Below are 15,580 nucleotides of genomic sequence, written 5' to 3'. Positions count from 1 at the left end.
CTAGCTTCGCTGCAAGACAGCTAATCATGTAGAACGAAGCAGCTTCGCAATATTGCGAAGCTGCTTTCGCTAATCGGCATTAGCAAGCCTGCCAATTTGTGATTAGCGAACACAATTTCGCTACTGGAGAACCAAGGTTCTCCAATTGCGAAAATAAGTTCGCTGTAGGCGAGAGGCATACTGGTCATCGGTCGCGGAGCGAACTTGTATTCGCAAAATAGCGAATCAGCTTCGCTGTTTGGCATCGTCCCAGCGCCGAGCGAACCTGCTTTCGCAAAATAGCGAATCAGCATCGCTGTTTGGCATCGCCCCTGCGCGGAACGAACCTGTATGCGTAAAATAGCGAACCTGGTTCGCTGTTTGGCCTCGTCGCAGCGCCGAGTGAACCTGCCTTCGCAAAATAGCGAACCAGCATCGCTATACCACTCCATTACGCAGCTCCCTGCATGCCCCGCACCAAGCCAACTCCCTAGCCCACCCAGCCCCCATTAATGTTGCAATTTATTGAACATGGCTGGTGGGACGTTGACGTTCAGCGGCTGGTGACACGCCCGTGGTTCTCTTATAAAGTGAGAAAGATTCAAGAACCATGGAAGCGGATAGGAGCTGAAAAACAATGAAAGTTACGAAAGCCATCAAACGGATGGCTATTGTTCTTGCACCGGTCATGCTCTTCCTTGCTGCCGGATGCACGGACAATATGGCGGTATTGGACCCTAAGGGACCGATTGCTGCCCAGCAGCGGGATCTAATGCTGATTTCGACGATTTTGTGCTGCATCGTCGTTGTGCCGGTATTGCTGCTCACCGCATTTATTGTGTGGCGGTATCGCGATAAGGAAGGCCGAAAAGCGGCATATACGCCGCGATGGGAGCACAGCTTTAAATTGGAAGCCATCTGGTGGGGCATTCCGATTATTATCATTACTATTTTAGCCGTCATTACTGTAAGAAGCACGTATGCGCTGGAGCCGTCCAAGCCGCTGGAGTCTGCGCAAAAGCCGTTAACCGTTCAAGTAACCTCCTTGAATTGGAAGTGGCTGTTTCAATACCCGGAACAGGGAATTGCGACGGTCAATGAGCTGAAGATTCCGAAAGACGTGCCAATCCGGTTCGAAATCACGGCAGACTCGCCGATGAATTCCTTCTGGATTCCGCAGCTTGGCGGGCAGATGTATGCAATGTCAGGGATGGCTATGACGCTTTATTTGCAAGCTGATGAGGCAGGAGAATATTGGGGCTCGGGAGCCAATTTCACGGGCACTCATTTCTCCAGCATGTATTTCGACGTGGAATCTACAACACAGGCGGACTTTGAGCAATGGGTCAAAGAAGTTCAAGATAAGTCGCCTGCACTTACAAGCGAGGGGTACAAGCAGTTGGTGCTGCCTTCAACCGAGCAGAAGATGACCTTCTCTTCTTTTCCTAAGGGACTTTTCGAAAAAACAGTGACCCAATATGCTTCCGCTTCCGGACATCACCATAACATGCCGCTTATGGAGCAGGAGCAAGAGCAAGAGAACTCGACGGAGCAGAAGCAAGCCTCTCACAGCGGGCATTCTGCAGAAGGGCATCAATAGAGAAGGGGGAAGTTTGCGATGTGGGAAAAAGTAAAAAGCTTTGCGTCCGAGTTTTTCGTAACGGGCGATCCATTGATCTATGGAGCCGACGTCAGTATTGGACTGACACTTATTGCAGTAGTCGTCGGCATGACGTACTTCAAGAAATGGAACTGGCTGTGGCGGGAATGGCTCACAACCGTTGATCATAAAAAAATCGGAATCATGTACATCCTATCGGCGTTTCTAATGCTGTTCCGCGGCGGGGTCGATGCGCTGCTGATGCGGACGCAGCTCGTCATGCCGGAGATGAGCTTCCTGGCGCCGGATCATTATAACCAAATTTTCACGACACATGGCGTCATCATGATTTTGTTTATGGCGATGCCGTTTATGTTCGGTTTGTTCAACGTCATGGTCCCGCTGCAAATCGGGGCAAGAGATGTGGCTTTTCCGTTTCTGAACTCGCTTAGCTTTTGGCTGTTTTTCGCCGGAGCGATGCTGTTTAATTTATCATTTGTCATCGGCGGTTCACCGGATGCAGGCTGGCTGGCCTATCCGCCGTACTCGGAGCTGATGTACAATCCGGGCGTTGGGCAGGATTTTTATATTTGGGGTATTCAAATTTCAGGGATTGGCAGCTTGATGACCGGCATCAATTTCATCGTAACGATTCTGAAAATGCGTGCGCCGGGCATGAAGCTGATGCGTATGCCGATGTTTCCATGGTCGGTTTTGTCCAGCTGTATTGCGATTATTTTTTCGTTTCCGATTCTGACGGCTACGCTGGCGCTTCTGTTTCTTGACCGTTATGCCGGAGCACATTTCTTTACGCTGGACGGTGGCGGCAACCCAATGATGTACATCAACTTAATCTGGATGTGGGGACATCCCGAGGTATATATTATCGTACTTCCGGCCTTCGGCATCTTCTCGGAAATCGTATCGACTTTTTCGAAAAAGAAGCTGTTCGGCTATAAGTCGATGGTGTACGCCATGATGATCATTAGTGTTTTATCGTTCTTGGTCTGGGCGCATCATTTCTTCACAATGGGTTCGGGAGCCGATGTCAACGCCTTCTTCGCCTTAACGACGATGCTGATCGCCATACCAACAGGTGTAAAAGTGTTCAACTGGCTGTTCACCATGTTCAGGGGCAAAATTACGTTCGAGACGCCAATGTTATGGACGATCGGTTTTATCCCGTGCTTCGTCACAGGCGGGCTAACCGGTGTGCTGCTGTCTGTAGCTCCAGCTGATTTTCAATTCCATAACAGCTACTTTCTAATTGCACACTTCCATCATGTCATTATCGGCGGCGTCGTATTTGGTTATTTCGCAGGTTTATATTACTGGTGGCCGAAGTTATTTGGCTTTAAATTGAACGAGCGTATCGGCAAGTGGGCGTTCTGGTTCTGGAACATCGGCTTTTATCTGTGCTTCATGCCGCAATATGTGCTTGGACTCATGGGCATGACGCGGCGCGTCGTCTCGTATAGCTGGGATAAAGGCTGGTGGGAGATGAACTTAGTCTCCACGATCGGCGCTGCTTTAATGGGGATTGCGTTTCTGTTCCAGGTCTGGCAAATCGCACATGGCGTAAAACATAGCGCTGCCAATCGCGATACAACTGGCGATCCATGGAACGGCAGAACACTGGAGTGGTCGATTCCTTCTCCGGCGCCTTATTACAACTTCGCTGTTTTGCCTCAGGTCAGCAGTCAGGACGAATGGTGGGAAGAGAAGCAGCGAATGGAGCAAGGCGGAGCCAAGGCTCAATCACAGCTGTATACTGGAGAGCTCGAGCCCATTCATATGCCTAAAAATTCAGCTATTCCAATTCTGATGTCTGCTTGCTGCTTTGTCGCGGGCTTCGGCTTTGTTTTCCACTGGCTATGGTTTGTCATTGCGGGCATCTCGGGCCTTGCGATCTGCATGCTCAAACATTCATTCAATCATGATACTGATTATTATATTCCCGTTGAAGAGATCAGAAGCTCTGAGGCGAGTACGGGCAGGTGGAAAAACTAATGGCTTCCAATCATTCCGCGGAACCGGCGCTGCACGCCGGCATTTCGCAAGAGGAGCATCATGATCATCCGAATCTGGAAGAGATGCGTACCTTTGGCTTCTGGATCTATTTGATGACCGATGTTCTCATATTCGGTACTTTTTTCGCCGCATATATCGTACTTCGGGGCAATACGAACGGCGGGCCAGGGCCAGCTGAGCTGTTCGAGCTGAACGGCATTATCGTCAGTACGTTTCTGCTGCTTGCAAGCAGCTATACTTGCGGACTGGCTGTATTAGCAATGAATAAGGGCAAGAAGCAGGCGCTTATGGTCTGGCTAGCTCTTACGGCTATTCTCGGCGCAGCTTTTATTGGTCTGGAGATCACTGAATTTACACATCTGGTGCAAGAAGGAGCGACGATGGGAACGAGTGCGTTTCTATCTGCTTTCTATACGCTGGTAGGAACCCACGGCTTGCATGTATGCATCGGACTGATTTGGATGGTTGCGGTCATTCTTCAATTGGCGAGCAAGGGGATTACGCCGGTTATGAAGCGCAAAGTTCAGACGATTAGCTTGTTCTGGCATTTTCTTGATGTCGTCTGGATCTTCGTATTTACAGTCGTCTACCTAATGGGGGTGAGTTAAATGGCAGGCTTCGAATCGGATCACCGGTCAGAAGAGGCTCATGGTTCCGTGCGATCCTATACGTTAGGGTTTGTGTTTTCTATCGTACTGACGGTTATTCCGATTGCAATTGTAAGGAATGACTGGCTGGAGGGGACAGCGAATGCGGTCATGTTGATGGGAGCAGCTGTATTACAGCTAATTGTGCAGCTCTTGTTCTTCATGCATCTGCGTGAGGAAAAAAGTCCGCGCTATAACTTACTGTCCTTAATATTTGGACTTGTCATTCTACTAGTTGTAGTCGCCGGGTCCATGTGGATTATGATGTTCAACCAAGTTGCAGGCTAGGCATTCGTTTGAAAATAAAACAACCGCGAAGGCTTCGTTCATTCGATGAAGCTTTCGCGGTTGTTTATTTTTATTGGACGGCATCCAGCAGGCTGCGCAAAGCTTCGGCAAACTTGGCGACACCAGGAGCGATCTCTTCGGCCTTTGCTCTCGCAAATGTAAAGCGGACGTAGCCGGATTCCGAGCCATAGACGCTCCCCGGCACGAATACGACACCTCGCCGGATCGCTTCGTCCAGCAGCTTGCCGTCATGAACCTCTGGCACCAGCTTGCACCACAGATGTAAACCTCCTTGAGGTACACTGAACGTGATTAAGCCGGGAAGCTCTTTCCTAAGTGCTTCAATTAACAGGTCCCGCTTGAATTGTAGCTGCATCCGCAATCGGTTCAAGTGCGGCTCGAAGTATGCCGAATTTAAAAACTGAGCGGCGACCTGCTGCGGAATAACGCTTAATCCGAAGTCCATCTGCTGCCTCGCATCGGCGAGCCTCTCGACAATGGCATTCGGCGCAACCATCCATCCGATTCTCAGCCCGGAAGCGGCGATTTTGGAGAAGGAGCCGATATATAAAATAGAGCCAAGCGGGTCCATCGATTTGAGCGGCGGGGGAGGCGAGCTTTCATAAGCCGTCAGACTGAAGGGATCGTCCTCGACAATGGGAAGCCCCAGCTCACTTGCCGCAGCGAGCAGCTGATTGCGCCGTTCCGTATTCGGAACACTTCCTGTCGGGTTTTGAAAATTCGGGTTCAAGAACACCATTTTGATCCGATGTTTTTTATACAACGAACGAATGTCCTCGGAGCGCGCCCCGTATTGATCGACTGGCAGACGGAACAGCCGAAGTCCAGCTGACTGGAATAGAGGCAGCGAATAGCAATAGGATGGATCTTCAATCGCTACAGCATCCCCTGGCGACAACAAACACTGCGTAATTAAATAGAGGGATTGCTGCGAGCCGGACGTAATCAGAATGGAGGACTCTGTCGTTCGAATCCCTCTTTGCTGCTCCAGATGGGAGACGAGCGCTTCCCGGAGCGGCGTGTAGCCTTGGGGATTGTCGTAGCCTAAGTATGAGGTATAGCGATGCTCGCCCATTAGTGCTGTAATTTCTTCAATCGGCGCCAAATCAGCGGCTAATTCGCCGCTGGCCATGTCGATGAGCGATGGCTGCTGCGCCAGTGATTCGCGGATTTTCCGCATAAACGGCACATTGGGGAGGAAGCTGCCGCCCTCGGCATAACGGCTCCAATTCGGCGTATGCTTGGGTGTAGCCTCCCATTTGCTGGTGCTCACGCGCGTGCCGCTGCCTGTCCGGCTTTCAATAATGCCCATCGCCCGAAGCTCTGAGAAGGCAAGAATGACTGTGCTTCGGTTGACGCCTAATTGCTCAGCCAGCTTCCGTTCGGAGGGAAGCAGACTGCCTGGTGGAAATTCGCCGTATGAGATTCGCCGTTCCAGATGGTCGGCGATTTGTTCGTAGATCGGTTTTTTAACTTGACGGTCGGGCTTCCACATCATTTCACCTCATTATTTACTGCAAAATTGACCTATTGCGATTGTTATCATACCACCGATATCCCGTTAAGAAGAAGCGGAAATGCATCCTTGCCTTGACAAATTAATTTCGAAACGATGAACATGGAGGGTCATCTCTGCTGAAAATTGGATGGCTGCTTATATCTCTTTCATCCGCAAATTGGCTGGCTTTTATTCATCCGATTTTGGATGGTTGTTTTTGAAGTTTTTTCTTTTATGATCAAGCTTAAGATAATTCGGATAGAGAAAGGGATGATGGAGTGAAAAATAAACAAATTCATGTAGCTGTAATTCAGTCTGCGCCAATATTATTCGACAAGCAATCCGCGATGGATAAAATCGCCAGCATGACAAGAGAGGCAGCCGGACAGGGCGCGCAGCTGGTCGTTTTTCCGGAGGTTTTTCTGCCTGGTTATCCGCGTGGCTTGAGCTTTGGCGCCCGTGTCGGCAGCCGGACAAACGCTGGAAGAAAGGACTTCCAGCGTTATTGGGAAAGCGCCATTGCGGTGCCGGGGGCTGAAACCGACATTTTCGGGGAGCTGGCAAAAGAATTAGGCGTGTATCTCGTGATCGGCGTTGTTGAACGTGATCAGGAATACAGCACAGGAACTTTATATAACACAATGGTGTATGTCGGACCGGATGGCGGACTGCTTGGCAAGCATCGCAAGCTCGTTCCTACGGGTTCAGAGCGTTTATTATGGGGACAAGGAGACGGCAGCACGCTGACCGTAATCGACACGCCGTTCGGAAGAATCGGAGGACTGATCTGCTGGGAAAACTATATGCCGCTCGCCCGTACAGCCATGTATGCACAAGGTATTGACCTGTATATCGCTCCGACGGCAGATGCTAGAGACACCTGGCAGTCGACGATTCGCCACATTGCCTGCGAAGGCCGATGCTTCGTCATCTCCTCCAATCAGTATGCAACAAAGGCTTCGTATCCGGATGATTTGGCATGTTATGCGGATATGGAGGACGACGAAGAGATTTTGAGCCGAGGGGGAAGCGCAATCGTAGGTCCGCTGGGTGAATATGTCGTCAAGCCGCTGTACGATCAGGAGGGCATTATGATGGCGACGCTGGATCTATCTCAGGTTGCGCAAAGCCGGTTCGACTTTGATGCCGTTGGTCATTATAGCCGGCCTGATGTTTTCCAACTGGTTGTGAATGATAAGAAGCAGGAGATTGTTCGGAGGGTTGTGGAGAGGTAGCGGTAGCTGCAGGAGTGCATCAGGGGCGAGGTCGCTGCGCGTTTTGGTTCATGCTGTCGTTCTTGATTCCATAGCTCCATCGTTTACACGATGATATGGATAGAATCTTCAAAATGCCATCCTGAACTCAAAACGCTCCGCTCACCCTACCTGTGCCAATGATGCAGCAAAACCAGTACCATACTCTCCAGAACAATATATATAGGGAGGCTCCTGAGATAATTTTGCGATAGGAGAAGGGGATGAGCGATCACGATAGTTTGTTGGAAACTAGAGTAAAGCCACTTCAGCCATCATTTAGCTCTCAGAGGAACTAACATACAGCTCAGAGAAACTAATATACAGTTACTTTATTACGAGAGAATTAGCAAAGGCCAGTTGGTGAGGTGTCAAAATGTAAAAGTGCAGGTTGTGAGGCGGAATATGGGCGATTTATCGCATCAAAATGCAAAAGTACAGGTTGATTGGCTCAAAAAGGGCCAAAACGGCGGAAATGGTTGATTTCAAATGTACTTTTACATTTTGAGGGTGATTTGGGGCGGTTTGATGCAAAACAAAATGCACTTTTGCATTTTATTTTTTTCGGTGTTTAGCATGATTAGGCTAGCATAGTGGGGGAGCGGTGAGAGGTGGATGCAAACTACGGCGGAATAGGGCAACAACGGATATTTGGTCACCGTCAACACTACACTGCACAGGTATTAGCCTCTGTATGTTCGTGTGCATACATGTTAACTGAGGCTGTAGCAACTCAACCATCGTAAATTCAATATAGGTACAAACCAATTCATTCATTTCCTACAGAACGCCAACTGGCGTTTTTTTTATTGCAGTGAGTGCGGAAGCAACGATGTAAATTATAAAAATTACCGGACTAATCATCAAATAATTGGAGCACCGGATAAATACGACTTTGAACGTTAGTGTTAAACTATTGTTGTCATTAACAAGATTACCGCTTCTGAAAATAGCGGACTATTTAGCAATATTAAAGAATGGATGATGGCAGCGGCTGAAAGAGCGAAACATGTAATTATGCAACGTCGGCTGAATACCGCTTGCGCGAATCACGCGACTGCGTGCCGCCAGAGCTTAGTTAATCATTCGATTAAGGAATGGAGGTTTTAGAATGAGGCTTCAAGGAAAGGTTGCGCTCGTAACCGGAGCGGGCTCCGGTATCGGACGAACGACGGCCAAGCTGTTCGCTCGCGAGGGAGCATCGGTCATCGTTAACGATATCGATGAAACAGCGGGTGAAGAGACCGTCCAGCGGATTAACGCCGCAGGCGGACAGGGTATATTCCTTCAAGCCGATGTGACGGATTCGGATTCGGTGAAAGGGATGGCTGAAAAGGCGATCGAGGCGTACGGCGTTATCGATGTGCTATTCAACAACGCAGGCGTCAGCGGCGTAGGGGCTATTCACGAGCTGGAGCCGGAGGCATGGGACCGGGTTATTCGCGTGAACCTGCGTGGTGTGTTCCTGCCCTGCAAACACATCCTGCCTTATATGATGGAGAGAAAATCGGGCGCTATCATCAATATGTCCTCTTGCGTCGCGGAGATCGGACTTGCCCGCCGGGCATCGTATTCGGCCTCCAAGGGTGCTGTGCTTGCCTTGACCAAATCGATGCAGGTCGATTACGCCAAATATAATATTCGCGTCAATGCCCTGCTGCCTGGCACCATTATGACGCCGTTTGTTGAGCAATATTTGCAAAGTGCATATGAAGATCCGGTTGCCGCGATCGAAGCCATCAAGACGAGACAGCTCAGCGGAGAGCTGGGCAGACCCGAGGATGTGGCGAATGCGGCGCTGTTTCTGGCATCGGACGAAGCTTCGTTTATGATGGGTTCACCGCTGTACATTGACGGTGGAGTCGTATTCGGCAAGGATGCTTAATGGCATTAATTGATTGAATATTCTAACGACAGGGTGTGGACAAACATGAAGCTCGTAACGATTGAACGTAACGGAACGAACACGCTGGGGGTTAAGCTTGATAACGGGATCGTCGATATCCAATCGGCGCTGCAAGATTTGCCGGCAGATGGAGTATCTGCTGATGTAATGGAAGTCATCAGCGGCGGTAACACAGCAATATCAACATTGAACGACTATTTACAGCGTCTTCAGCAGACGAATGAAGGCAAAGCGGACTGGCTGTTGAATGAAGCGGATGTTTCCTTTGGTCCAAGCGTTACGAAACCGGGGAAAATCATCTGCGTCGGCCTTAACTACCGGAAGCATGCAGCTGAGACCAATGCAGCCATCCCAGAGTATCCGATTTTGTTCAATAAATTTAATAACTCGCTAACCGGTCACGGGAAGGACATCGCTTTGCCTGAGCGTGTAACGAGCGAGGTCGACTACGAAGTAGAGCTTGTTATCGTTATGGGCAAATCTTGCAAGTATGCAAGCAAAGACGAAGCGCTGAGCTATGTTTTCGGTTATTGCAACGCTAACGATCTGTCGGCAAGAGATTTGCAAATGCGGACTCCGCAATGGCTGTTGGGCAAAACTTGCGACGGCTTTGGTCCAATTGGCCCTTACCTCGTTACGGCAGACGAAGTTCCGAACCCTAATGATCTGGAAATGAAGTGTACGGTGAACGGGGAAGTGAGACAGCATTCGAATACATCGGATATGATCTTCCATTGTGATGAGATCGTCAGCTACATTTCCCAGCATATGACGCTGGAGCCTGGCGATTTGATTTTGACCGGTACGCCTGAAGGCGTCGTGCTTGGTTATCCGGCAGACAAGCGGGTTTACTTGAAGCCTGGCGACATCGTAACCGTAGAGATTGAACGTCTGGGAACGTTAACGAACTGCATAGTTAGCGAGCAGGAACTGGCATAGGGAGGACATGAGCGTATGCACATCCTCATTACCGGAGCAACAGGCTTCATTGGACAAAGACTGATTGAGCGTCTAGGGGAAACACATGACATCACGGTCATGAGCCGCAGCACAGTTAACGATATTGAACGCAGCCACATTCGGCAAATACAAGGCTCCTTCGATCAGCCAGAGACTTTGCAAAAGCTGGACGGCAAAACGATAGATGCGGTTATTCACCTCGCAGCAGTCACTGGCGGGAGCAATGAAGAGGATGCGTTCGCGGTGAATGTAGCGGGTATGAGGAGACTTTATCGCTGCTTGCTGGACCGGGGCTGCCGAAAATTTATAACAGCCAGCTCTATTGCGGCTGCAGGCGTACTCGATCCATCTTTCGTCCCAGTGGAGCTTCCTATTCCCGATGATCATCCGTGTCTCGCAACCGATGCGTACGGTTTAAGCAAGGCGATGGCAGAGGAAGTGACGCGTTACTTTCATCGAGCGAAGCCCGATACGGACTTCATCAACATTAGATTGGGAGCTGTTGTGCCGGATGAGGACTTTGAACCACCCATCATTAATACGGCAACAGAGCTTTCCGTTCCTTATGTAGAGCTCGGCAGAGTCTAAGCGAGCGATATTGTAGATGCGTTCGTCGATTTGCTGGAGGCGCCATTTCAGTCCCGGTGCATGACCTGCAATCTTGTTGCTCCAGACAGCGGCGCATCGGTGCCGACCATCGAGCTGCTTCGCTCCTGGTACGGGAATAAAATGGACAACGCTCATCTGGAGCCCTACAGGGGTCAAGAAAATGCCTTTAAACCACTTTACTCCATTAATCGCATGGCGACTGAATTTGGCATCGTTCCGAAAAAAAGGCTTCGGCCGCAGCCCGACAGCGGCCATTAATTATCCGTCTCCGATAGCGGATACGAATTCAAATCGGAAGGAGGAATTATATGACGGACCAAATTTTACGAGTGGCCTTAATTGAAGGTCCCGCGTACAATCCGCTCTACCATATTTTCGACAAATTCGAGAGGCATATGGGCATTCATGTAAGCGTTTCATTTCTGGGGGCGCACCCTGATCTTAACCGCCATGTGGGCGAATTATTCGATTCCGGCGAATGCGATTACGATCTGATATCGACGCATACGAAATATGCACCGTCTCAAGCATCCCATCTGCTGGATCTGGATGATTACTTTTCCGCCGAGCAATTGAGCGATTTCTCGCCTGCACTCGTTGAGCTGGCACGCGTTCAAGGAAAGCTGAAGAGCATCCCTCGCAATTTCGATGCCCGTCTGCTGTTCTACCGGAAGGATCAGCTTCAGCAATTAGGGCTAGATGTTCCGCAAACCTGGCAGGAGCTGTATGAAGCAGCTGTGGCGGCCAAAGGGCAGGGCTGGACTGGATTTGCATATCCGGGAATGGAATCGGGGCTGTTCGGCACGTTCTTCGAGCTGCTGGTGAGTGCAGGAGGGGAACTGTTCGACGAAAGGCTGCAGCCGGGATTTGATAGCGAGGCAGGAAGAGAGGCGCTGCGTTATTTGAAAAGAATGTACGAGCAGCAGCTTACACCGCAAAATCTGCCAAGCATGCATTACGACGAGGTATCGCAGTGCTTCCGCGATGGCGAATGCATGATGGTAACGGATTGGCCCGGTTATTATCAACTGCTGCTTGATCCATCGTCGGCGGCAGCGGGACGTTTCGGACTCGCGTTAACGCCTGCGGATGCCAGCGGGCAAAGATCCGTCTACTGCGGCAGCCATTCCTTCGCCGTAACGGCTTCGACGCAGAAGCCGGAGCAAGCAATCTCCTTATTGAAGTTTCTGACTTCCTATGAGGCTCAAAGTATCGATGCCCTAAATGGGCATGTACCGGTTCGGGGATCGGTGATGGACGCGCAGAAAAAAAGCGCACCTGCCGGCTCGCTGGAAGCGCTGCGCTGGTCGCTGCTTGATGAGACGATGGCGACGAGCGTCATCATTCCGCCGAAATTTCCGGAATATCCGGAAACCGAAAATCTATTATGGAAAGCGCTGCAGGACGGCATAACCGGCAAGCTGTCCGTTGAGGATGCGCTTAAAGGCGCTGCCGCCGATATCGGCTGCATCGTCAGCCGATATGTGTAGCTACTTGATGAACACTGCAATTTGGAAGGACGGATCGGAATGCTAGTAGAAGGAAAAGTATGTCTCATTACCGGAGGCGGCTCCGGAATCGGAGAAGTGACGGCGCTGCGGTTTGCTGAAGAGGGTGCCATCGTCGTCATCGCCGATATCGACGCAGCGGAGGGCCAGAGAGTGGCGGAGGCCATAAAGATGGCTTACGGTGAGGCGGCAGCCGTGGCATTCCCCGCAGACGTTTCATCGGAAAGCGACGTGCGCCGCTTGATAGAAGCGATCGCTAAGCAATATGGAAGACTGGATGTGCTCGTCAACAATGCCGCCACCATACTGCCGAAGCTGATTGAAGATGTCGAGGAGCGGGAATGGACCAAAGTCATTGACGTCAATCTGAAAAGTGTCTTCCTATTGACCAAGCATTCTATCCCGCTGCTCAAGCAATCGAAGGGAAGCATCGTCAACATGGCCAGCCTGAACGGATTGGTCGGGCAAAAGCAAAATGCGGTATACGCTTCGACCAAGGGAGCGATCGTGGCGATGACAAAGTCGCTGGCGCTGGATTATGCGCCTGATGGCGTAAGGGTCAATTGCATTTGTCCTGCAGGGGTATCCACACCGCTTTTGGAAAAATGGACGGAGGAGCAGGATGACCCTGCCCGCACCCGTGTCATGCTGGACGATATGCATCCGCTTGGCAGACCGGCCAAGCCGTATGAAATTGCGGACGCTGCGCTGTTCTTCGCGAGCCGCTTGTCGCAATTCGTAACCGGCGTTGCACTTCCCGTGGACGGCGGTGCTTCCTTGGGCTACTAGTGCTACTAGCCCTGCTAAGCCTGCAAATCTATAAGCAATCATCGCTGAACCTAAACGATCATATGGAGGAATTGGAATGAAAATTACGAAAGCTGAAAGCTTCATTTTACATGTGCCTATTACCCCGCCTATTACGGATGCTATCAATGTCGCTACACATTGGGGCGTGACCGGCGTTCGGATCGAGACAGATGAAGGCATTACCGGTTATGGCTATACAGGAACCTGCGCTAAAGGCGATGAGATGATTGCGGATACGATTGACCGCTACTACGCACCAGCTTTAATTGGCAAAAATCCGTTTATGGTCAAACAGTTGTGGGAAGAAATGCGATTCGGACCGATGCACTGGATCGGCCGGGCCGGCGTAACCCATATGGCGCTCGCAGCCGTCGATATTGCGCTGTGGGACATCATGTCCAAAGCGGCCGAGAAGCCGCTGTGGCAGTATTTAGGCGGACATAAGCCCGATGGAATCAAGGCGTACAACACGAACGGCGGCTGGCTGAATTGGAGTAAGGAACGACTGATTGAGGATATGAGTGCCATACTGGACCAAGGCTTTACCGCTGTGAAAATGAAGGTCGGCAAGGAAAATCCGAGAGAGGACTTCGAGCGGGTCGAGGCGGTTCGCCGGGCAATCGGTGATCATACCGGTCTGATGATCGACGTCAATCAGCAATGGAATATTACGACCGCTATGACCTGGGGCAAAAAGCTGGAGCAATTCGATCTCATCTGGCTGGAAGAGCCGCTTAATCCCGATGATATTGCCAATCATAAAAAGCTGGCCGATGAGCTGAACGTGCCGATCGCCTTGGGCGAGCATGTGTACAACAAATACGCGTTCCGCGATTACATTGCGCAGGGTGCGGTTGAATATGTGCAAGTGGACGTAACTCGCGTAGCGGGCGTAACGGAATGGCTTCAAGTAGCAGGGCTTGCTGCGGCCTATGACTTGCCGGTATGCCCGCATGTCGGCGACATGGGTCAAATCCATCAGCATCTGGTTGCGGCGACTCCGGGAGCAGTTATGCTGGAGTACATTCCTTGGATCCGCCATATTTTCGAGGAACCGGCTACGGTAAAAGACGGCTTCTACGTTCTTCCGCAGCAACCGGGTGCGTCGACGACCATTATCCCGCAATATTTTGAACAATACCGCGTTCGATAACAGATAACGACAACAGACAAGAGGAGAGCGATACTATGAAAGCCTTACATCCAGAAGCACAGTGGTTTGATGAAGCAAGATTTGGCGTTTTTATCCATTGGGGACCTTATGCGCTGCGGGAAATTGAAGCGTCTTGGCCGCTTATGCCTCACTTCCATCAGCACACGGACATGGAATCTTACGAAAGCATGGCTGATGAGTTCAATCCCGAGCTGTATGATCCGCGCGAATGGGCTAGAGCGGCGAAGGAAGCCGGTGCCAAATATATCGTATTGACGGTGAAGCATCATGACGGTTTCTGTCTCTTTGATACGAAGACAACCGGTTACAATGCGGTGCAGCGTGGTCCCAAGCGGGATTTGGTCGCACCGTTTGTAGAAGCAGCAAGGGCTGAGGGACTGAAGGTTGGGCTCTATTTTACGACAATCGACTGGTATGATCCGGATTTTGCTACTATTCCGATTAATTCGCATATCCAATCGCCTAAGCCTAATGTCTATGACCCTCAGCGCTGGTGGGAGTTTCACAAGCGTTTTGTCGAGCAGCTTCGCGAGCTGCTGACCAACTACGGACGGATCGATCTGATCTGGTTCGACGTTCCAGGCTTTGGTGCTGATCGCTGGAGAAGCAGCGAAGTGAAGTCCATGATGCTTAACCTGCAGCCGCACCTGATCATTAACGACAGGCTGCCGGAAGCGGGCGATTATGAAACGCCGGAGCAATTCGTGCCGCTTCATCCGCCGGATGAGTGGTGGGAAACCTGCATGACGATGAATAACCAATGGGCCTATCATTCGGACACATCTGCCTATAAGAGCACAGTTACGCTGCTGAATACGCTGCTGGAGGTTACAACAAAGGGCGGCAATCTTCTGTTGAATGTAGGACCACGCGCAGACGGGACTTGGCCGGAGGAAGCGAAGGAGCGCTATGCGGCAATCGGCAGCTGGCTTGCTCACTCCGGAGAGAGCATCTATGGAACGAGCCGTGTACCTGCGCATTATCCGCCATGCTTCTATGGGCCGATGACGACGAAAGACAACACGATCTACCTGCACTTACGCGATGTGCCTCGTACCCCGGTGGAGCTGCGTGAGGTGGGCGGCAAGATTAAAGGTGTCCGTTTGCTGAAAACGGGCAAGGAGCTGGCTTACCGCGTCGAAGAGACGCACGGTTTCTTCGGCGGTGTAGACGGGGATTACTGTGTCAGCCGTGTATGGATCGAGCTAGCAGCAGAGGATTGCGACGACTGGAACACTGTAGTCGCTGTCGACTTCGAGACGGCACCGGTATGGCCGGGACGCCGGTAATAATAGA

Annotated in this window: 14 protein-coding genes; 13 read left to right on the top strand and 1 reads right to left on the bottom strand. The window is 50.9% G+C overall.

Annotated features, from left to right (window positions below; all coding sequences use genetic code 11):
* Nucleotides 1-616: 616 nt before the first annotated feature.
* From cyoA to cyoD, 4 genes are read left to right on the top strand one after another with little or no spacing between them, the layout of a single operon-like run.
* Nucleotides 617-1,579, top strand: a complete 963-nt coding sequence (gene cyoA / locus TY10_RS07275) for a ubiquinol oxidase subunit II (protein WP_042162069.1) — start codon at nucleotides 617-619, stop codon at nucleotides 1,577-1,579.
* A gap of 18 nt (nucleotides 1,580-1,597) precedes the next feature.
* Nucleotides 1,598-3,589: a cbb3-type cytochrome c oxidase subunit I gene (locus tag TY10_RS07270; RefSeq protein ID WP_042162067.1), complete on the top strand. Its 1,992-nt coding sequence runs from the start codon at nucleotides 1,598-1,600 to the stop codon at nucleotides 3,587-3,589.
* Entirely contained in the window at nucleotides 3,589-4,218 is a 630-nt protein-coding gene (cyoC, locus tag TY10_RS07265) for a cytochrome o ubiquinol oxidase subunit III (protein ID WP_042162065.1), read from the top strand. Before TY10_RS07270 ends, cyoC begins: the two co-directional genes overlap by 1 nt.
* A complete protein-coding gene (gene cyoD, locus TY10_RS07260) occupies nucleotides 4,219-4,545 on the top strand; it encodes a cytochrome o ubiquinol oxidase subunit IV (RefSeq protein ID WP_042162063.1) in 327 nt (108 codons plus the stop codon).
* 70 nt (nucleotides 4,546-4,615) lie between these two features.
* On the opposite strand, the gene pdxR is transcribed toward cyoD, so the two are convergent.
* The gene (pdxR, locus tag TY10_RS07255) at nucleotides 4,616-6,061 is read right to left on the bottom strand and encodes a MocR-like pyridoxine biosynthesis transcription factor PdxR (RefSeq protein WP_042162060.1); all 1,446 of its coding nucleotides are present in this window, start codon (nucleotides 6,059-6,061) and stop codon (nucleotides 4,616-4,618) included.
* A 281-nt stretch (nucleotides 6,062-6,342) separates the two neighbouring features.
* Here pdxR and TY10_RS07250 point away from each other — a divergent pair, with 281 nt between their 5' ends.
* From TY10_RS07250 to TY10_RS07210, 9 genes are all read left to right on the top strand, one after another.
* Nucleotides 6,343-7,299 (top strand): carbon-nitrogen hydrolase family protein, encoded by a 957-nt coding sequence (locus TY10_RS07250; protein WP_042162059.1) that lies wholly within the window; start codon nucleotides 6,343-6,345, stop codon nucleotides 7,297-7,299.
* A gap of 1,129 nt (nucleotides 7,300-8,428) precedes the next feature.
* Nucleotides 8,429-9,202 carry an SDR family NAD(P)-dependent oxidoreductase gene (locus TY10_RS07245; RefSeq protein WP_042162057.1) on the top strand — a complete coding sequence of 258 codons (774 nt, stop codon included), beginning with the start codon at nucleotides 8,429-8,431 and terminating at the stop codon, nucleotides 9,200-9,202.
* A 45-nt stretch (nucleotides 9,203-9,247) separates the two neighbouring features.
* Nucleotides 9,248-10,162: a fumarylacetoacetate hydrolase family protein gene (locus TY10_RS07240; RefSeq protein ID WP_042162055.1), complete on the top strand. Its 915-nt coding sequence runs from the start codon at nucleotides 9,248-9,250 to the stop codon at nucleotides 10,160-10,162.
* A 15-nt stretch (nucleotides 10,163-10,177) separates the two neighbouring features.
* Complete coding sequence (locus tag TY10_RS07235) at nucleotides 10,178-10,771, top strand: NAD-dependent epimerase/dehydratase family protein (RefSeq protein ID WP_042162054.1); 594 nt, start codon at nucleotides 10,178-10,180, stop codon at nucleotides 10,769-10,771.
* Between the two features lie 60 nt (nucleotides 10,772-10,831).
* Entirely contained in the window at nucleotides 10,832-11,050 is a 219-nt protein-coding gene (locus tag TY10_RS07230; RefSeq protein WP_042162052.1) for a hypothetical protein, read from the top strand.
* 50 nt (nucleotides 11,051-11,100) lie between these two features.
* A complete protein-coding gene (locus tag TY10_RS07225) occupies nucleotides 11,101-12,282 on the top strand; it encodes an extracellular solute-binding protein (protein WP_042162049.1) in 1,182 nt (393 codons plus the stop codon).
* Nucleotides 12,283-12,321: 39 nt separating this feature from the next.
* Nucleotides 12,322-13,089 (top strand): SDR family NAD(P)-dependent oxidoreductase, encoded by a 768-nt coding sequence (locus tag TY10_RS07220; protein WP_042162046.1) that lies wholly within the window; start codon nucleotides 12,322-12,324, stop codon nucleotides 13,087-13,089.
* A gap of 76 nt (nucleotides 13,090-13,165) precedes the next feature.
* The gene (locus TY10_RS07215; RefSeq protein WP_042162045.1) at nucleotides 13,166-14,263 is read left to right on the top strand and encodes a mandelate racemase/muconate lactonizing enzyme family protein; all 1,098 of its coding nucleotides are present in this window, start codon (nucleotides 13,166-13,168) and stop codon (nucleotides 14,261-14,263) included.
* A complete protein-coding gene (locus TY10_RS07210) occupies nucleotides 14,248-15,573 on the top strand; it encodes an alpha-L-fucosidase (RefSeq protein WP_337588338.1) in 1,326 nt (441 codons plus the stop codon). Before TY10_RS07215 ends, TY10_RS07210 begins: the two co-directional genes overlap by 16 nt.
* Nucleotides 15,574-15,580 lie beyond the last annotated feature (7 nt).

Source organism: Paenibacillus gorillae (assembly GCF_000513275.1).
In the GTDB taxonomy this organism is placed as follows: Bacteria; Bacillota; Bacilli; order Paenibacillales; family Paenibacillaceae; genus Pristimantibacillus; species Pristimantibacillus gorillae.
Note: the sequence above shows the minus strand (reverse complement) of the source record. Positions and strands in the feature narration are given on the sequence as shown.